Source organism: Nocardia sp. NPDC003693, from assembly GCF_053981095.1.
In genome coordinates, this window is record NZ_JBSFNO010000027.1 from 52,778 (window position 1) to 72,091 (window position 19,314).

Genomic DNA, 19,314 nt, shown 5'->3' on the forward strand with positions numbered 1-19,314 from the left:
GGTGTGCTGGTCGAATCGGCCCTATCGCTACGCATGTCCGTCTCTCGACAAGTGGTAGCAGACGCCACGCGTGCTGGCAGCATCATAGGGCCGTAGACCGGTTGCGATCACGATACGACCGAGGATTCTCGGGTCATATCGTGACCTGCACCGCGAGCTTACGGGATCAGACGATCCGGATCAGGATCTCGGAATGCCCGGCGCGGATGACATCACCGTCGGCGAGCTGCCAATCCTGCACCGGAGACCCGTTGACCAGCGTTCCATTGGTCGAACCGAGGTCCGAGAGCATGGCCGTCTGGCCGTCCCAGCGCACCTCGATGTGCCGCCGGGAGACCCCGGTGTCGGGCAGACGGAAGTGCGCGTCCTGCCCGCGGCCGATGATGTTGCTGCCCTCACGCAACTGGTACGTGCGGCCGCTGCCGTCGTCGAGCTGCAGGGTCGCCGAGTAGCCGGACGCCGCCGCGGGCGCGTAGCCGCCGCCCTGCTGGCCGTAGCCGCCCTGCTGGCCGTACCCCTGGTCGCCGCCGTAGCCGGCCTGGCCCTGGTCGGCGTAGCCCTGCTGCCCGTAGCCCTGGTCGTAACCCTGGTCGTAGCCCTGCTGGCCGTACGCCTGATCGGCCGGGTACGCGGGCTGCTGTCCGTAGCCGCCCTGCTGTCCGTAGCCGCCCTGGCCCTGATCGCCGTAGCCGCCCTGGTCGGCGTAGCCCTGCTGGCCGCCCTGCTGCCCGTAGCCCTGGTCGTAACCCTGGTCGTAGCCCTGCTGGCCGTACGCCTGGTCCGCCGGGTACGCGGGCTGCTGTCCGTACGCCTGCTGGTCGTAACCGCCCTGCTGGCCGTAACCCTGGTCGCCGTAGCCGCCCTGCTGGCCGCCGTAGCCCTGCTGGCCCGGCTGGCCCTGCTGGTAGTCGTACCCGTTCTGGTACTCGCCGTAGCCCTGCTCGGCGCCGTAGCCACCCTGCTGGCCGTAGCCGGCCTGGTCGCCATAGCCTCCCTGCGGTGCGGGGCGGCCCGCAGGCGGAGCGCCGTATCCACGGCGTGGATCGGACTCCGCGGGCTCACGGCTGGGGTCGTAGCCTGAGTTCTGCGTCATGGGGCCAGCTCCTGGTTGCGGGTTGGGTCGTGGTCTGCGTTCAGGTCCCGCCGCCGGGCCGGCCCGGCGGTCGACGCTGCCGCCGACAGCGTCCGGGTCCACTCGGCCGCGTGTCCTGAACTGTCCGGTGTGCAGCGTAGGGGATGCCTCGAACTCGACGTGTACTTCGCCGTAGGTCTGCCACCCTTGTTCGCGGATGTAGTCCTGCAGATGTTTGGCGAATGCGCGCACGGTGAGGTCGTGATCGGCCTGTCCTTCGCCCTGGACGAGCTGCCCCAGGTCCGACTCGTTGACGGTGATGACGTAGCTGTTCGGTGCGAGCCGGTGTCCGCCGCCGATGTCCTGCACGTTGTCCGAGGCCTCGCGCTGCAGCGCGGCCTCCACCTCCTGCGGGACAACGCTGCCGCCGAACGCACGCGCGAAGGCGTCACCTACTGCCCCCTGGAGGCGACGTTCGAATCGCGAAACAATTCCCATCGCCCCTCCTCTCGGGTCAGGACGCTCCCTCGAGTGAAGCGTTCGTCGTGTCGGGTCTGCCGGTGTGATGCCGTTGACCTGCGCGTTCGTCCGATACAGCGGCACGCGAGCATGGCGTGTCGCTGTGGGGACACGGTGCTTGCATGATATCCGCGATCACCCACACCTGTAACTCTTGGCGGCACCCCTGGGTTCCCAGCGTGCCACCACCCATCCGCATGGCCGATAACCAGCGGATTTCGTTTTGGCGCATACTCCGTGATACGTTTCTTCCCGTCGCTCGGGCGAGTGGCGGAATGGCAGACGCGCTGGCTTCAGGTGCCAGTGTCCGTAAGGACGTGGGGGTTCAAGTCCCCCTTCGCCCACCACCAGTAGGCCCCATCCGAATCCGGATGGGGCCTACTGCGTTTCGTGGTCCGTTCCGGTGGCCGTGCCCGTGCGGGCCCAGCTCGGCGGGTCGCCGCTCCCGCCGGCTCGACTGCCATCGTGTGCCGGGTCGCACTCCTTGGCGATACCCCGTTTCTCGGGTCTTGCGCGCCGTTGCCGGAAGTCCGGTTTCCATGCCCCGGAACGACCAGGTCAAACGGGGTGTGACGAAGATCGCAGACACGCGCGTGAACTCCTCGGCCGGGGCGTTGCCGGAGGGCCTCCGACGGTCCGCGCGGGGGTGGAAATCGATTGCCGGAAGGTTTCGAATCGGGTATGCGCCCGATTTTCTTCCGCCATTGCCGGATGCCAGGTTGGCCAAAATGAGGTTAAACAGACTTGGGGTCTGTTTCACTTTCGGTGACCACCGGGCAATGCGGCCGATTCGGTGCGAAACACCAGCTTAACGCGGGTTGAACCGCCGGAGATCGGTATTGGCCGGACCGATCGGCAAACACCGCCGGGGCGCGTCCATCGGGTGCCCGCGGCGGGACCGGAAGGGTCCGGAAAAAGGCGCCGAATGCCCGGTTTCGGACGGCTCGGCAGCCACCCCGCAAAGGGGAAGCCAGGAATTAGCGATTGCCTCGGGTTGTGTTCGGGGCAACCATATTTCGCCTGGTCGCGTCGTGCGTCCACTCAGCGAGTCGGAGGTTGCGTAGCCATAACGATTGTGTAGAGTCATCGGCAACGCTGGCCGCAGCTGAGCCGGACTCGCTGCGGCCAGTGCAAATCAATTCCTGGTCGTTGTCGCTGGCGTCCGAGTAGCCGGTGCCGCAGGGAATTCCGGGCCTTCGCCCACATGAACAGCGGGTGTCGCCGTTCGATTGCCGAAGGTGTGCGCCGGATCACCGACGGTGTGTGCGGCCGCTTCCGCCGCCGCCTCCTCGTCCAGCACGGCGCGCCGCCCCAGCCCGAAGACGTAGAGCAGGAAACCGATTTCGGCGAGCGCGCCGATCCCGACCCGCACCGCGGTGGGCCAGCCGCTCGGGGTGACGAAGCCCTCCAGCAGTCCGGACACGAACAGCACCACGACCAGGCCCAGCGCGATCACCGCGGTCGCGCGGCCCTGCCGGGCCAGGGCCCGCGCCCGCGTCTCGTGCCCCGGGTCGATCAGCGTCCAGCCCAGTTTCAGGCCCGCGCCGCCCGCCACGAAAATGGCCGTCAGCTCCAGCATTCCGTGCGGGAGGATGAACCCGAAGAACGATTCCAGCCGGCCCGCCTCGGCCATGAGACCGGCGCTGATGCCCAGATTCAGCGCGTTCATGAACATCACGTAGACCGCGGGCAGGATCAGCACGCCGGTGAACAGCGCGGCCGCGGCCACCGAGGCGTTGTTGGTCCACACCTTCGCGGCGAAGGCGTCGTGCGAATGCTCGGAGTAGTAGGTCTCGAAGGCCCCGCCCGGCTTCGTCAGCTCGCTGGTGTCCGACTCCAGGCCCAGATGCGTGCGCGCCGAATCGGATTCGGCCACCCACGCCCCCAGCGCCGTGGACACCGCCAGGAACAGCGCGGCCACCGACACCCACCACGGCCACGCGCGGTACGCCGCCGCCGGGAAGCGCCGGGTGAAGAAGAGACCGATCTCGCGCATCGTGTCCACGCGCGCGCCGAGCGCGCGGCCGCGCGCCCGGGTCAGGACCGCCGAGAGCCCTGCGACGAGTTCGGGATCCGCGGAACGCGTCTGCAACCGGGCCAGCTGCTGTGAGCCGATCCGGTACAGCCGCACCAGCTCGTCCGCCTCCGCCCCGGTGAGCCGCCCCCGCCGCGACGCCAGCTGGTCCAGCCGGTCCCACGAGCGCCTGTGCACGAAGGTGTACGCGTCCAGATCCATCGGTTGCCTTCCTGTGCTACCACTCGACAGAATGCTATCCAGCGCGTCCACCCGATCGGTCGCACCCGAACCGCGGTGAACGCCGACATGGCTCTGGTCGATCGCGGAGGGGAGGCGGACAACATGGCTCTGTTCACGACGGGCGAGGCCGTCGCGGTCGAACTGCCGATCGCGCGCATCCCCACGCGGGCGGCGGCGTTTCTGCTCGATCTGATGCTGCAGCTGTTCCTCGGCCTGGTGCTCGTGCTCATCACCCAGCTCACCCTCGCCGAATGGGGCGCGGACCCCGCGTGGCACGACGCCGCCATGATCGTCGTCATCGTCGGGGTGCTCATCGGCTACCCGACGCTGAGCGAGACGTTCACGCGCGGGCGCTCGATCGGCAAGCTGGCGCTGGGACTGCGCGTGGTGCGCGCGGACGGCGGCCCGGTGGACTTCCGGCACGCGGTCACCCGCGGGCTGGCCGGCACGGTCGACTTCTGGTTGCTCGGCACCGGACTGGTGGCGGTGGTGAGTTCGCTGTGCTCGGCCGACGGCCGCCGGATCGGTGACGCGCTGGCGGGCACCGTGGTGGTGCACGACCGCAGCCCGCTGCCCTTCGCCGCCCTGGCCGCGCCGCCGCCGTGGCTGCTGGCATGGTCCCGGCCGCTGGATCTGTCCGGTCTCACCTATGAACTGGCGCTCGCGGTCCGCACCTACCTGACCCGCTCGCGCACCCTCACCCCGATGGCGCAGGAGCAGCTGGGCCGCACCCTGGTGCTCGCGGTGTGCACCCAGCTCTCGGTGCCCCCGCCCAACGGCTATCCGCCCCTGCAGATTCTGGGCGCGGTCCTGGCCGAACGCCAGCGCCGCGCCATCATGGCGATCCAGCCGCCCATCCCCGCGGGGCACGCCGCCCGGCCCCTGCCCATGGCGGGCTAGCTCCGGCGGATTCGGTGAGCAGCCGGCACTCCGCCGGGCAACGCCTGCTGAAAACAGGGTCGGGAGAACAGGAGTGCCGCTGACGACCGCCGCCGATGCCGGTGCGGGGCACATCGTCGCCGCCGTGGCCCGGACGGCGCGGTGATGACGGCGCGTCCGCGCCGGGGAACTCAGACCGCGCCGGTGCGCTTGAGTTCGAGGTACTCGTCGGCGAGGGCCTCGGGCAGCCGGTCGGGTGCGGCCGTGATGACCCGGACGCCGATGCGCCGCAACGTCTCCCGGGCCACCGCGTCGTCGGCGACGACGTTCTCCGCGGCGGCGGCCGCGTAGAGATCGGCGAGACCGGAGCGGCGGCCCGCGGCGTCGGCCACCTCCGGGTCGGTCACCGACACCACGAGGACCCGATGGCGTTCGGCGAGCACCGGCAGTACCGGCAGCAGTCCCTCCTGCACGGTGGCGGCGTCCAGATGCGTGAACCACACCACCAGACTGCGCCGCTTCGCGCGCTGCAGCGTGGTGCGCATCAGCCCCTGGTAGTCGGTGTCCACCAGCTCGGGGGTGACCGGGGCGAGCGCGTGCATGAGCTTGAGCTGCAGGCGTTTTCCGCCGACCCCGCGCACCTCGGCGCGCACCCGGCGGTCGTAGGCGAGCAGGTCGACGGCGTCGCCGCCGGCCGCGGCCAGACCACCCAGCAGCAGCGCCGCCTCGATGGTGGCGTCCAGCCGGGTGCCCGCGCCGACGTGGCCCGCGCTCACCCGCCCGGTGTCCAGCAGCATGACCACGTGCCGATTGCGTTCGGGCCGCCAGGTTTTCACCAGCACGTCGTTGGCGCGGGCGGTGGCGCGCCAGTCGATGGTGCGCACGTCGTCCCCGGCCACGTACTCGCGGAAGGAGTCGAACTCGGTGCCCTGCCCGCGCATGACGGTGGTGTTGCGGCCCTCGAGGTGCTGCAGTCGCTTCACCTTGGAGGCCAGCAGTTTCTCGCTCCGGAACGGTGGCAGCGCGCGCAGCCGGGCCGGAACCGGGCGCCGCGTCTGCCGCCCGGCCAGGCCGAGCGGCCCGTACAGCCGCACGGTGACGGGTCCGGCGACGCGATCGCCGCGGTACCGCGGCGTGAGTTCGGTGTGCAGCCGCGTCTTCGTGTTGGGCGGCAGCCGCAGCGCGTGCCCGCGCCGATCGGCGTGCGCGCTGGCCGGCCAGTCGTCCCACAGCACGCCGCGCAGCGTCCGGGCGCCGGTGTTCAGCGCGGTGAGTTCGACCTCCGCGGTGCGCCCGCTGCGCACCGTCGTGACCGGTTCCCGCGAAAGCTCCAGGGCCGCCGCCGAACCCGCCAGCGCGAGGTCGGTCAGCGCCAGCGCGGCGAGCACGCCGGTCGCCAGCAGCACCCCGGGCCAGGACGGCAGCACGAAGGTGACGAACAGCGCCGCGAGGCCCGCCGCGGCGGCCAGCCGGCCGGTGACGATCACGCGCTACACCGGGACGGGCACGGACATCAGCAGCGACGCCATCACGCCCTCCGCCGTCACGCCCTCGACCTCGTGCTCGGGCCGCAGTTGCAGCCGGTGCCGGAGCACCGCCGTCGCAACGGTTTTCACGTCGTCGGGGGTGGTGAAGCCGCGGCCGTTCAGCCAGGCGAAGGCGCGCGCCGCCGCCATCAGGGCGGTCGCGCCGCGGGTGGACGCGCCGTGCGTGACGGCGGGGGAGGTGCGGGTGGCCCGGCACAGGTCGACGGTGTAGGCCAGGACCTCGGGGCTGACCGTCACCCCGGCCACGGCCCGCCGGGCGGCGGCGATGTGCGCGGGCCCGGCCACCGGGCGCAGGCCCGCCGCGACCAGGTCGCGCGGATCGAACCCGGCCGCGTGCCGCTGCAGGATCCGGAATTCGTCGTCGCGGCCGGGCAATTGGATGTCGACCTTGAACAGGAACCGGTCCAGCTGTGCCTCGGGCAGCGGATACGTGCCCTCCTGCTCGATGGGGTTCTGCGTCGCGATCACCACGAACGGGTCGGGCAGCGCCTGCGGCACGCCGTCCACCGAGACCTGGCGCTCCTCCATCGATTCCAGCAGCGAGGACTGGGTTTTCGGCGGGGTGCGGTTGATCTCGTCGGCGAGCAGCAGATTGGTGAACACCGGGCCGCGCCGGAAGGTGAACTCGGCCGAGTGCGGATCGTAGATCTGCGATCCGGTGACGTCGCCGGGCATCAGGTCCGGGGTGAACTGGATGCGCGCGTGCTCGAGGTCGAGCGCGGTGGCGAGCGCGCGCACCAGCAGCGTCTTGGCCACGCCCGGAACGCCTTCCAGCAGTACGTGGCCCCGGCACAGCAGGGCCAGCACCAGGTACATCACGGCCTGGTCGTTGCCGACGACCGCCTTGCCGATCTCACCGCGCAGCGCGAGCAGCGCCTGCTGGGCCTGTTCGGCCGTGACGGTGTGATTGGCCTTGGCGAACGCGTCCACCTGGGGCTCCGATCGGGTCACAGGACCTCCGCTTCGATCCATTCGAGTTGTGCGGCCACGACTTCCAGCGTGGCCCGGTCGGCGACCGGTTCGTACAGGGCGGCCCGGACCAGGGCCGGGTCCGTGCCGGTGCGCGCGGTGACGGCGCCGACGACCATCTCGGGCGTGCTGTCGGCGGTCAGGCTCAGGACCGGGCGCAGGCGCCGCAGCGTGGCCGCGCGCAGTTTGCCCGCCACGTGATCGTGATCGCGGGACCGGCGGTACAGCCCGGCCTGTCCCTCGAGCAGTTCGTGCGCGGGCGCGCGGACCGGCAGTGGTTCCTCGACCACGGTGCCGCGCCGGCGGCCGCGCCAGCACAGCACCAGCGCCCAGGCGATCAGGAACTGCAGTCCGCCGAACGCCGCCCAGGCGGGCATGGTTTCGAAGATCGAGTCCTGGCCCGCGCCGAATTCGCGCGGCCGCTCCGGCGGATCGGGCGCCTCGGTCGGCGGTTTCGGCGTGTCGGGCACATCCGGAACGTCCGGCGGCGCACCGGCATTGAGCAGCACGTAGATCACAAGGAACACCGCGAGCGTGCCGCCGACCGCGGCCCAGAAACGCCAGTCGCGCAGGATGGGCGGCCACTCGAACGGCTCCCGTTCGCGCTTGTCCCTGGTCTTGCGGACGCGCTTCTTGCGCTTCTTCGCGGAGACGATCTCGGCGGGCGCGTCCTTGGGCGGCGGCGCCGTGGAGAAGCGGTCGGCCGCGGCCAGGCGCCGGTACTCGGCTTCGCCCGCGGGCCGTCCGCCGTACACGATCTCGTCGAAACTGTGTGCCGCCCACGGCAGTTCCGCCGCGTCCTCGGGGACGGCGGTGGTGGCCGCGCGGGCGGTCTCCCCGGCGGTGCGGGCGCGCTGTTCCTCGAGAATGCCGCGCTGTTCCAGGCCGCGGGTGACCGCGCGGTAGCGCTCGCGCACCGCGGTGCCGAAGTCGGCGCGGCGGGCGGCCTCCTCGGCGGCGGCCAGGTGTGCGGCGGCGGGGCCGAGCGCGGGTTCGGGCGGGGCCGGATCGTGCTGTCCGGGCTGGGATTCGGTCACGGCCGCGCCTGCCCGGGTACCCGGATGTCCCAGGCCTCGCGCCGGCAGCGCCGGTCGACGTAGGCCACGACCTGCGCGGCCGACTCGACCATTTCCGCGAAGGCGACCATCAGCAGGGCGAGGGTGATGAGCAGGACCGTCACCGTCCACCGGCGGGTGCCGGTGATGTCGGAGGCGTAGTTCCACAGCGCGAACAGCGGCACCAGCAGCACCACCATGAGCGCGCGCAGGTACATGAACACCCAGACGAGTTGCCATTCCGTGCCGCCGGTGAGCACCCGCGAGCGCCCGACGGCGAGCTTGTAGGGCGCGGATTCGTCGAAGATCAGCGGCAGCATCAGCGAGCGGCGCGCGCGCAGCCACGCCAGCCAGAGCACCGCGAACGGCAGGGTGATCATCAGCGGCGTGCCCAGCGCCAGCACGCCGAGGCCGATCAGGGTGAACACGACCTGGTAGCCGAGCACCGGCCCGGACACCTCGGACAGTCGCGTGAACGCGGCGCGCCAGGTCAGCGGTCGCCGGTGCACCACGCCCAGACCCAGCGGCACGGTGACCCCGCGCATGATCAGGCGCACCAGCCACGCGCACACCAGGGTCGTGATGATCGCGCCGACCAGCACGCCGTCGTCGGAATCCCCGGTGGCGACCGAGATCAGGACCGTCGCCGCGATGGCGATCGCCGCGGCGACGGCCACGGTCACCGCGGCGATCGCCGCGAGCGGTTTGACGCGCGCCTGTATCAGCGCGAAGGGGAGATCGAGGAGTTCGCGGAACTGCATCGGGCGAACGGGCACGATCACCGAATCGGTGGTCGTCCCCCCCACCGAGCCGGTCGACGGACCGACGGAGTCGGCGGCGGCTGGCAACACGGCCCGAGTCTAACCGGACGAACCACCGGTTAGCCGTGCGACGACCTGGCGATAGAGCTCCGCGTCGACCGGCGGCATGCCCAGCAGGGCGCGCAGATAGACGCCGTCGCCGACGAGCCGGATGATCTCGGCCTCCACCGGATCTTCGATCTCGTTGTCCAGCACGCCTTTCCAGGCGTCGAGCACCTCGAACAGCGCCCGGTCGGTCTCGTCGGCGCTGCCGTCGACGGGTCCGTCGACCGTGCGCATCGCCGCGAGCATCGAGCGGTACAGGGCGAGTTCGTGCGCGTCGGCGGCGTCGTAGTGCTGCGGGTTCTGCAGGTACCACTCGGCCACCGACTGCCCGCTGTCCACCGCGGCGCGGACCTGCTCGTCGGCGCGCTCGCCGAGCCGGCGCACCAGGCCGGCGAGCAGGGCGTCCTTGGATTTGAAGTGATAGAGCAGGCCGCCCTTGGAGACGCCGGCCGCGGCGGCGACGCTCTCCAGCGTCACCTGGGACATGCCCTTCTCCAGCAGCAGCGTCTCGAGGGCGTCGAGGATCCGGTTGCGCGTGCCGGACGGATCGCGGGTGGTCACGGCGAACAACTGTACCGTCTGGACGGTTGATCTGTTACTGTACCGTCTGGACGGTTCAAATCTGACCCCAGCAACCCCGAAAGAGAAAGACAATGAGCCCCGACACCACGGCACGTTCCGGACCCGTGTCACCGCACGAGCACGCCACGACGAAAGACCTCGCGCCGCGACCCGGCGGAAAGGCGACCGCCCGCACCTGGGCGGGCCTCGGCGTGCTCGCGCTGGCCCTGCTGCTCATCTCGGTCGACGCCACCGTGCTGGACCTGGCGGTCCCCGCGATCACCGCGCACCTCGCCCCCACCACGCCGCAGCTGCTGTGGATCATCGACGTCTACTCGTTCGTGCTGGCCGGACTGCTCATCACCATGGGCACCCTCGGCGATCGCATCGGCCGCCGCAGGCTGCTACTGCTGGGCGCGGCCGGATTCGGCATCGCCTCCGCGCTCGCCGCCTGGGCCGTCAGCCCCGAGATGCTCATCGCCGCGCGTGTGCTGCAGGGTGTCGCGGGCGCCACGCTCATGCCCGCCACCCTGGGCCTGATCCGGTCGATGTTCACCGACTCCCGCGAACGCACCCTGGCCATCTCGGTCTGGGGCGCCATGGCCGGCAGCGGCGCGGCCTTCGGGCCGCTGCTGGGCGGCTGGCTGCTCGAACACTTCTGGTGGGGCTCGGTGTTCCTGATCAACCTGCCGGTCATGGCGGGCCTGATCGTCGCCGCGCCGTTCCTGGTGCCGGAGTCGCGAGACCCCAACCCGGGCCGCTTCGACCTGGTGAGCGCCGCGCTGTCCATGCTGGCGCTGATCCCGATCGTGTACGCGGTCAAGGAATTCGCCGCGCACGGGCCGCGGGTGAGCCTGCTCGCGTTCCTGGCGACCGGCGTGGTGGCCGGGTGGCTCTTCATCCGCCGCCAGCGCGCGCTGACCGCACCGCTGATCGACCTGGGCCTGTTCCGGCTGCCGCCGTTCCGCGCCGCGGTGTTCGCGAACCTGCTGGCCGTCTTCGCGCTGGCCGGCGTGCTGTTCTTCGGTTCGCAGTACCTGCAACTGGTGCTGGGCCGCACGCCCCTGCAGGCGGGTCTGCTGCTGATTCCGGGCACCCTGGGCAGCATCGCCGGTTCGCTGGCCGCCGCCTACGCCGTGCGCTACTGGCGGCCGGTGACGGTGCTGACCGCGGCGCTGGTCACGGCCGCGGCGGGCGCGTCACTGTTCTGGCTGCTGGGCGCGGAGCCCACCGGCACGGTGCTGCCGTTCGTGCTCGGCTTCGTCCTGATCGGCCTCGGAGTCGGTGTGGCGCTGACGGTGTCGTCCGACCTCATCGTCAGCACCGCCCCCGCCGAACGCGCGGGCAACGCCGCCGCGATCTCCGAGACCGCGATGGAAGCGGGCATCGCCCTGGGCGTGGCCGTGCTGGGCAGCGCCGTCATGGCGGTGTTCCGCCGCGGCCTGGATCTGACCGGCGTCCCCGCCGAGCAGACCGCCGCCGCCCGCGAATCCCTCGGCGGCGCACTGGAAACCGCCCGGCAGCTCCCCGCCGCGGCGGGGCAGGCCCTGGCCGACGGCGCCCACCACGCCTTCGTGAACGGCGTGCACGTGGCCGCCACCGGCACGACGGTGATCCTGCTGATCACCGCGTACCTCACCTACCGCAGCGCGCGGGCGAAGACGCGCTGACCCTCACCGCATCGCACCCGGTGCGGTGAACAGACAACCGAAAACTCCTGTGGCCCGGCTGTTTCCGAGGGAAACGCCGGGCCGCGGTGTCATTCGGGCCCGGTGCCGGTCCCCGGGCGAGCCACCCGGACCGCCGGTCGTGAATATCACCGACGCGCTGTGCTTCTCGGTACGAGCGGTACATGACGACTGTCTCGTCGCGATCGGTAGAGCTCCGCGGGATCGGTGTGGCTCCTACCGCGTCGATGCGGCCCGGAACTCCTGGATCGTTCGCGCCCCGTGGCAACCGCGCGGGTCGCGCGAGGCCGAGTTGCCACGGCCGAATGGTCGCTGCCACGGCACCGGGCGAGGGGGTGGTAGTGCCGGGGCAGCACCGGTGGACGGTTAAGAGCTTGTGCCCGGGGGCAATTCGCGCTGATCGCGGCCACCCAGTTCGGGGGTGTGCCGGTGGTCGAGTTCCGGGCGGTACTGGGCGGGGAGCGATCCCTGCCGGTCGGCGGGCGGCAGCGGGTAGCCGGGCTCGACGACCTGGCCGGGCGGCAGCGCGGGGTAGCCCGGGGCCGCGGCGTAGGGCTGGTACTGGGGATAGGGATTCAGGACGTCGGCGGCCACACGCTGGGCGTACACGTGCTGGGGCGACCCCGCGGGCAGCTGGTAGCCGTACTGCGGGGGAGCGCCGTAGACCTGCTGCTGCGCCCGCTGCGCGGCCGAATCCTCCGAATCCACCGTCACCTTGCGGGTTCGGCGCAGCGTGAAGGTGATCTCCTCGGCCTCCTCGAACGCCTGGCGCACCGTGCGCAGCGGATGCGTCGCGGTGTCGATCGCGTTCGCCACGAACGAGGGCACCAGCGGGCGGATCCAGCGGGCCGCGGTGTCGGTGAACGGCACCGTGCCGATGATCGGAAGTTCCAGTCCGCCACCCTTGTTCGCGGGCGCGGCCTGCGCCGCGACCGGCGCCGGCGCGGCCGGTGCGAGCGCCCCGCCGGCGCCGACCGGCGCCACCGGGCCGGGGGCGTAGCGGTCGGGCAAGTTCGGCGTGTGAGTCACGGTCCCCTCCTGAGGCATGTCGTTGCCGGCCGTGCTCCCGGCCGGTAGTTCCCCCCGTGCCGCCGGAAGCTCACGCTGTGCGGCACGGTCGAATTCGTCGATCGCGCGCTGCGCCGGTTCGGTGATGCCGATCTCGAAATTGCCGATCGCGGCGATGATGCGGGTGCGCTGGCGCTCGCGATCGATGGCGGTGTCGGCGTGCGCGGCCAGCTTGGCCGCGGTGAGCTGCTGGTCGGCCCGCAGCGTCTCGGCCTCCACCCGCACCTCCGCCTGTTTGACGGCGATGGCGGTGTCGGCGGCCTGCTCGACCCGGTCGGTGATCGTGCGGGTGGCGATCTCGCGATCGAACGAGGTCTCCCCGCGCCACCAGCGCAGCAGCACCGGAAGCAGCGCCAGCACGATGAACAGCAGCGCCAGCACGACGCGCAGCGCCAGCGGTCCGGCGTGCGCGGTGGTGTGGTCGTTCATGGCGACCCAGCGCGCCCCGAGCCCGCGGTCGCCGCCGGTGTAGGCGCCCGCCCGGGCCGCGCTCAGCGTGTCGTTCTGCTCGGTGATCTGCGCGTCGAGCCCGGCCGTGCGGCCCTGCGCGGCGGACAGCTGTGCGAGGTAGTCGGTGAGCAGCTGATTGGCGGTGCGCTCCTCGGGCCCGCGCCCCGGGACCCCGGTGACGGGCAGTCGCGTGCACTCGGGTCGCGGGTTGGATTCGCAGCGCGCGAGGGTCATCGCCTTGTCGACGTCGTTCTGCGCCTTGACGATCTGCTGATCCAGCGCGGTCCGGTCGGCTCGCGCCTGGTCGGCGGCGTCCCGCGCGGCGATCACCGCCGGCGCGGATTCGATTCCGCGCCCGGCCTTTTCGTCCAGCAGGCGGTTCACGGTGCCGCCGAAGAGCACGGTGCCCGCCAATTCGGCGACCACGACGCCGGCCAGCGCGGCCACCACGATCCGCGCGGCGAACTGCGCTCCGGCCGGGCTCGCGAAGACCGAACCGCCGCGCTGGTTCTCCTCGCGCTCGGGCGTGGCGGCGGTGGCCAGGGCGCGAGATACCGCCCCCACCAACAGGGTCGAGAGCAGGGCCGCGCCGGCGACGGCGATGGGATGCCAGTGCGCGGCGGCGCCGGCGAGCGCGATGACCACACCCGCGGTGACCGCGAACAGCGCCACCACGGTTCCGGTCACCGAATAGCCGGTGCGTTCGTGGCGGTCGGACAGGCCCGCGTGCGCGCCCCCGAGCCAGGTGAGCAGAGCGGTCACGGGGCTCACATCCTCTAAGTCCCAGGCTTATTCGGGTTCTCTCGAGCGTCGCTCATCGGTGAAAGGTCACGGTCTTGTCTCAGCGTGACAGGCCCGTGCCCGTTCCACCGACTGTGGCGGCTGGGATGTGGCCAGCCTCACATCGGCGTGTTTCCAGCGTGTGACGTGGTGTTGATCACGCTGGTACCGGGCGAAACGGCCGGGAAATCAGTGACTCGACGGCTGTTCACTGTTTGCCAGACATGTGCTGAAGCGCACATTCGATAAAGATTCCGTACGGTCGGAACGTTGCGAGAGCATGTCGCCCGGACCGCCGCGACGCCGACTCGACGTCTCCGGAAAGTTAGCCGCCCTTCGCCCGGTTTGCCGGATGCCCCTGTGGGGAAATCAGTTTCGATGCAGGTGGGAGGTGTTCCGGGGCTGCGCCGGAACCAACCGCCCGAGTTCTCGCGCGCGCGACATCCAGTGGGCAAGTCAACTCGGGCCATCCTGCACTCCTGCTTTACACTGGACAACGCGCAGGTAGTGGAGGATCGATGCAGAAGCCCAGCTAGAGGTTGGTATTAGTGCAACCTAAGTTGGTTGGGTCGCAGGTCTGGACTTATCGTTTGCTCTTACGCCGAACACGACAAGTTCGGCATATCGCTCAATAACCGTCAGAGGCCCACCGGCGCTCAGCGTAATGGGCGAGAACGGCGCGGTTGGTGGCGAGCACGTAAGCGTTCGGTTACCGCCGAGCACCCGACGAGAACTCGAAACGGGTGAAAACAACTGGAGAGTTGACTGCACGGGACGACCATCAGCGCCGCTGGTCTCCAGACACGTCCGGGCGCAGTCCGACGGAGGCGTTCGACGAAGGCCGCAATTCTTCGAAGGCCTGTTTTTTGTGAAGGCAGAGGCATGACGCAACTTCCCGGCCACAGGTCCCCCACCGGCGGTGCCGGCTATGGGCACGGACCCCGCGGGCTCTATGACCCGGCGAATGAACACGACGCCTGCGGCGTCGCATTCGTCGTCGACATGCACGGCCGTCGTAGCCGCGACATCGTCGACAAGGCTATTACCGCCCTGCTGAACCTGGAGCACCGTGGCGCCGCCGGCGCCGAGCCCAACTCGGGCGACGGCGCGGGCATCCTGATCCAGCTTCCGGACAAGTTCTTCCGCGCGGTCGTCGACTTCGACCTGCCGGCCGAGGGCTCGTACGCCACCGGTATCGCCTTCCTCCCGCAGGCTCGCCGCGAAGCGGGCCGGGCCGGGTACGGCGTGGAGCGGATCGTCCGCGAAGAGGGCCTCGAGGTCCTGGGCTGGCGCGAGGTCCCGATCGACGAGTCGTCGCTCGGCGCGCTCTCCCGTGACGCCATGCCGACCTTCCGGCAGATCTTCATCGCCTCCCCCAAGGACGGCGCCGAGCAGCTCTCGGGCATGGACCTCGAGCGTCGCGCCTACGTCGTGCGCAAGCGCATCGAGCACGAGCTCGGCAAGGCCGGCGCGGGCGCGGGCGGTCTGGGCAAGGAGTCGGTGTACTTCCCGAGCCTGTCCGGGCAGACCTTCGTCTACAAGGGCATGTTCACGACCCCGCAGCTGCGCGCGTTCTACCTGGATCTGCAGGACGACCGCGTCGAGTCCGCGCTGGGCATCGTGCACTCGCGCTTCTCCACCAACACCTTCCCGTCGTGGCCGCTGGCGCACCCCTTCCGGCGCGTCGCCCACAACGGCGAGATCAACACCGTCTCCGGTAACGAGAACTGGATGCGGGCCCGCGAGGCGCTGCTGAAGTCGAACGCGTTCGGCAACGACAGCGAGGGCAACAACCGCCTGGAGAAGATCTTCCCGGTCTGCACCCCCGGCGCGTCCGACACCGCGCGCTTCGACGAGGTGCTCGAACTCCTGCACCTGGGCGGGCGCAGCCTGCCGCACGCGGTGCTCATGATGATCCCCGAGGCGTGGGAACGGCACGAGTCCATGGACCCGGCCCAGCGCGCCTTCTACCGCTACCACTCGTTCCTCATGGAGCCGTGGGACGGCCCGGCCTCGGTGTGCTTCACCGACGGCACGGTCGTCGGCGCGGTGCTGGACCGCAACGGTCTGCGCCCCGGCCGCATCTGGGTGACCGAGGACGGCCTGGTCGTCATGGCCTCCGAGGTCGGCGTGCTGGACATCGATCCGGCCACCGTGGTTCAGAAGACCCGCCTGCAGCCCGGCCGCATGTTCCTGGTCGACACCAGCCAGGGCCGGATCATCAGCGACGACGAGGTCAAGTCCGAACTCGCCGGTGAGCACCCGTACCAGGAGTGGCTGGACAACGGCCCGACCAAGCTGTCGGACCTGCAAGAACGCCCGCACGTGCACATGTCGCACGACCGCGTGCTCATTCGCCAGCAGATCTTCGGGTACACCACCGAAGAGCTGAACATCCTGATCTCGCCCATGGCGCAGACCGGTGGCGAGGCGCTCGGCTCGATGGGCACCGACACCCCGATCGCGGTGCTGTCGGCGCGTCCGCGCCTGCTGTTCGACTACTTCTCCCAGCTGTTCGCGCAGGTCACCAACCCGCCGCTGGACGCCATCCGCGAAGAGGTCGTCACCTCGCTGCGCAGCATGGTCGGCCCGGAGTCGGATCTGCTGCACCCCAGCCAGGACAGCTGTCGTCAGATCACCCTGACCCAGCCGATTCTGGACAACGACGAGCTGGCCAAGCTCGTCCACATCAACGACGACGGCTCGCGTCCCGACCTGCGTTCGGTCGTGGTGCACGGCCTGTACCCGGTCGCCGAGGGCGGCGAGGGACTGCGCAAGGCCCTGAAGGCCGTGCAGACCCAGGTCTCCACCGCCATCGACGGCGGCGCGCGCATCATCATCCTGTCCGACCGCGAATCCAACGAGAAGCTGGCGCCGATCCCGTCGCTGCTGCTCACCGCGGCCGTGCACCATCACCTGGTGCAGGAGCGCACCCGCACCCAGGTCGGCCTGGTCGTGGAGGCCGGTGACGCCCGCGAGGTGCACCACATGGCCCTGCTCGTCGGTTTCGGCGCGGCGGCGATCAACCCGTACATGGCGTTCGAGTCCATCGAGGACATGCTCGAGCGCGGCGCGCTGCAGATGCCCGGAAGCACCGGCGATATCGCCGAGGACTTCAAGAAGGCCGTCTACAACTACAACAAGGCCGCCGGCAAGGGTGTGCTCAAGGTGATGTCCAAGATGGGCATCTCCACCATCGCCTCCTACCGGGGCGCGCAGCTGTTCCAGGTCATCGGCCTGGCCCAGGAGCTGGTGGACGAGTACTTCACCGGTCTGCGTTCGCCGCTGAACGGCATCGGTCTCGACGACATCGCCCGCGAGGTCGCCGAGCGCCACAAGGTCGCGTTCCTGGAGAACCGCAACGAGCGCGCGCACCGCGAGCTCGAGGTCGGCGGCGAGTACCAGTGGCGGCGCGAGGGCGAGTACCACCTGTTCAACCCGGACACGGTGTTCAAGCTCCAGCACGCCACCCGCTCGGGCCAGTACAAGGTCTTCAAGGAGTACACCAAGCTCGTCGACGATCAGTCCGAGCGCCTGGCGTCCCTGCGCGGCCTGTTCAAGTTCAAGTCCAAGGGCCGCAACCCGATTCCGATCGAGGAAGTCGAGCCCGCGAGCGAGATCGTCAAGCGCTTCTCGACCGGCGCGATGAGCTACGGCTCCATCTCGGCCGAGGCGCACGAGACCCTCGCCATCGCCATGAACCGCCTCGGCGGCCGCTCCAACTCCGGTGAGGGCGGCGAGCATCCGGCGCGCTTCGAGCCCGAGGAGAACGGCGACTGGCGGCGGTCCGCGATCAAGCAGGTGGCCTCGGGACGTTTCGGCGTGACCGCGCACTACCTGACCAACTGCACCGACATCCAGATCAAGATGGCCCAGGGCGCCAAGCCGGGCGAGGGCGGCCAGCTGCCCGCGCACAAGGTGTACCCGTGGGTCGCCGAGGTCCGGCACTCCACGCCCGGCGTGGGTCTGATCTCCCCGCCGCCGCACCACGACATCTACTCGATCGAGGATCTGGCGCAGCTGATCCACGACCTGAAGAACGCGAACCCGCAGGCGCGGATTCACGTGAAACTCGTCGCGGAGCCCGGCGTCGGCACCGTCGCCGCGGGTGTGTCCAAGGCGCACGCCGACGTGGTCCTGATCTCGGGTCACGACGGCGGCACCGGCGCCTCGCCGCTGACCTCGCTCAAGCACGCGGGCGGTCCCTGGGAGCTCGGCCTGGCCGAGACCCAGCAGACGCTGCTGCTGAACGGTCTGCGCGACCGCATCGTCGTGCAGGTCGACGGTCAGATGAAGACCGGCCGCGACGTCATGATCGCCGCGCTGCTGGGCGCCGAGGAGTTCGGTTTCGCGACCGCTCCGCTGGTCGTCTCGGGCTGCATCATGATGCGCGTGTGCCACCTCGACACCTGCCCGGTCGGTGTCGCGACCCAGAACCCGGTGCTGCGCGAGCGCTTCACCGGTAAGGCCGAGTACGTCGTGAACTTCATGATGTACATCGCCGAAGAGGTCCGCGAGCTGCTGGCGTCGCTGGGTCTGCGCAGCATCGACGAGGCCGTGGGCCGGGTCGATCTGCTCGACACCGCCGAGGCGAAGGCGCACTGGAAGGCCGCCAAGCTGGATCTGTCGCCCATCCTCGACGATGTCGAGACGGCGTTCATGCAGCAGGACCGCCGCAACACCAAGGGCCAGGACCACGGGCTGGACAAGGCCCTGGACATCCAGCTCATCGCGCAGGCGTCCGACGCGCTCGAGCGCGGCAAGCCGGTCAAGTTCGACACCAAGATCACCAACGTGAACCGGACCGTCGGCACCATGCTCGGCCACGAGGTGACCAAGCTGTACGGCGGCGTCGGCCTGCCGGACGACACGATCGACATCACGTTCACCGGTTCCGCCGGTAACTCGTTCGGTGCGTTCGTCCCGGCCGGCATCACCCTGCGGGTGGTCGGCGACACGAACGACTACGTGGGCAAGGGCCTGTCGGGCGGCCGCATCATCGTGCGCCCGTCGCTGTCCGCGCCCGAGGCGTACGTCGCGGAGCGGAACATCATCGCGGGCAACGTGATCCTGTTCGGCGCCACCAGCGGCCAGGCCTTCATCCGCGGCGTGGCCGGCGAGCGCTTCAGCGTCCGCAACTCCGGCGCGACCGCGGTGGTCGAGGGCGTGGGCGATCACGCCTGCGAGTACATGACCGGTGGCAAGGTGGTCATCCTGGGCGAGACCGGCCGTAACTTCGGCGCGGGCATGTCCGGCGGCATCGCGTACATCTACAACCCGAACGGCACCTTCGAGGCCAACCTGAACACCGAACTGGTGGATCTGGAGCAGCTCTCGGCGGAGGAGACCACGTGGTTGCGCGACACCATCACCCAGCATCGTGACGAGACCGATTCCGCCGTGGCGGAGGCGATCCTGAGCGACTGGGCGCAGCAGGTGGGCCACTTCGTGAAGGTCATGCCGCGGGACTACAAGAAGGTCCTGCTCGCGATCTCCGAGGCCGAGAAGGCCGGCCGGGACGTCGATACGGCGATCATGGAGGCCGCTCGTGGCTGACATGACACGCACCGATCTTGTTGGGTGCGCCGGAGTCGGCGCGAAGT

General features: G+C 70.2%; 11 protein-coding genes and 1 tRNA gene. 4 read left to right on the forward strand and 8 right to left on the reverse strand.

Annotated features, from left to right (window positions below):
• Positions 1 to 166: 166 nt before the first annotated feature.
• On the reverse strand, positions 167 to 1,570 hold the full coding sequence (locus tag ACWDOP_RS26305) for an FhaA domain-containing protein (RefSeq protein WP_456347171.1): 1,404 nt from the start codon (positions 1,568 to 1,570) through the stop codon (positions 167 to 169).
• Between the two features lie 282 nt (positions 1,571 to 1,852).
• Between ACWDOP_RS26305 and ACWDOP_RS26310 the strand changes: the two genes are divergently transcribed.
• A tRNA-Leu gene (locus ACWDOP_RS26310) sits at positions 1,853 to 1,938 on the forward strand.
• A 788-nt stretch (positions 1,939 to 2,726) separates the two neighbouring features.
• Here the strand turns inward: ACWDOP_RS26310 and ACWDOP_RS26315 are convergent.
• Positions 2,727 to 3,827, reverse strand: a complete 1,101-nt coding sequence (locus tag ACWDOP_RS26315) for a stage II sporulation protein M (protein WP_456347172.1) — start codon at positions 3,825 to 3,827, stop codon at positions 2,727 to 2,729.
• A 123-nt stretch (positions 3,828 to 3,950) separates the two neighbouring features.
• Here ACWDOP_RS26315 and ACWDOP_RS26320 point away from each other — a divergent pair, with 123 nt between their 5' ends.
• Positions 3,951 to 4,748 carry an RDD family protein gene (locus tag ACWDOP_RS26320; RefSeq protein WP_456347173.1) on the forward strand — a complete coding sequence of 266 codons (798 nt, stop codon included), beginning with the start codon at positions 3,951 to 3,953 and terminating at the stop codon, positions 4,746 to 4,748.
• Between the two features lie 170 nt (positions 4,749 to 4,918).
• On the opposite strand, the gene ACWDOP_RS26325 is transcribed toward ACWDOP_RS26320, so the two are convergent.
• The 5 genes from ACWDOP_RS26325 to ACWDOP_RS26345 are packed head-to-tail and all read right to left on the reverse strand — an operon-like array spanning position 4,919 to position 9,725.
• Entirely contained in the window at positions 4,919 to 6,214 is a 1,296-nt protein-coding gene (locus ACWDOP_RS26325) for a DUF58 domain-containing protein (protein WP_456347174.1), read from the reverse strand.
• A 3-nt stretch (positions 6,215 to 6,217) separates the two neighbouring features.
• Positions 6,218 to 7,246 (reverse strand): AAA family ATPase, encoded by a 1,029-nt coding sequence (locus tag ACWDOP_RS26330; protein WP_454200781.1) that lies wholly within the window; start codon positions 7,244 to 7,246, stop codon positions 6,218 to 6,220.
• Entirely contained in the window at positions 7,222 to 8,280 is a 1,059-nt protein-coding gene (locus ACWDOP_RS26335) for a DUF4129 domain-containing protein (protein WP_456347175.1), read from the reverse strand. The genes ACWDOP_RS26330 and ACWDOP_RS26335 overlap by 25 nt, the downstream gene beginning before the upstream one ends.
• The gene (locus tag ACWDOP_RS26340; RefSeq protein ID WP_456347176.1) at positions 8,277 to 9,149 is read right to left on the reverse strand and encodes a hypothetical protein; all 873 of its coding nucleotides are present in this window, start codon (positions 9,147 to 9,149) and stop codon (positions 8,277 to 8,279) included. The genes ACWDOP_RS26335 and ACWDOP_RS26340 overlap by 4 nt, the downstream gene beginning before the upstream one ends.
• 9 nt (positions 9,150 to 9,158) lie before the next feature.
• Positions 9,159 to 9,725 (reverse strand): TetR/AcrR family transcriptional regulator, encoded by a 567-nt coding sequence (locus ACWDOP_RS26345; RefSeq protein ID WP_456347177.1) that lies wholly within the window; start codon positions 9,723 to 9,725, stop codon positions 9,159 to 9,161.
• Between the two features lie 92 nt (positions 9,726 to 9,817).
• Here ACWDOP_RS26345 and ACWDOP_RS26350 point away from each other — a divergent pair, with 92 nt between their 5' ends.
• Positions 9,818 to 11,395 (forward strand): MFS transporter, encoded by a 1,578-nt coding sequence (locus ACWDOP_RS26350; RefSeq protein WP_456347178.1) that lies wholly within the window; start codon positions 9,818 to 9,820, stop codon positions 11,393 to 11,395.
• Between the two features lie 384 nt (positions 11,396 to 11,779).
• Here the strand turns inward: ACWDOP_RS26350 and ACWDOP_RS26355 are convergent, their stop codons facing one another.
• On the reverse strand, positions 11,780 to 13,693 hold the full coding sequence (locus ACWDOP_RS26355) for a DUF4407 domain-containing protein (RefSeq protein WP_456347179.1): 1,914 nt from the start codon (positions 13,691 to 13,693) through the stop codon (positions 11,780 to 11,782).
• Positions 13,694 to 14,593: 900 nt separating this feature from the next.
• Here ACWDOP_RS26355 and gltB point away from each other — a divergent pair.
• Positions 14,594 to 19,267, forward strand: coding sequence for a glutamate synthase large subunit (gltB, locus tag ACWDOP_RS26360; protein WP_456347180.1), 4,674 nt, complete (start codon positions 14,594 to 14,596; stop codon positions 19,265 to 19,267).
• Positions 19,268 to 19,314: the final 47 nt, after the last annotated feature.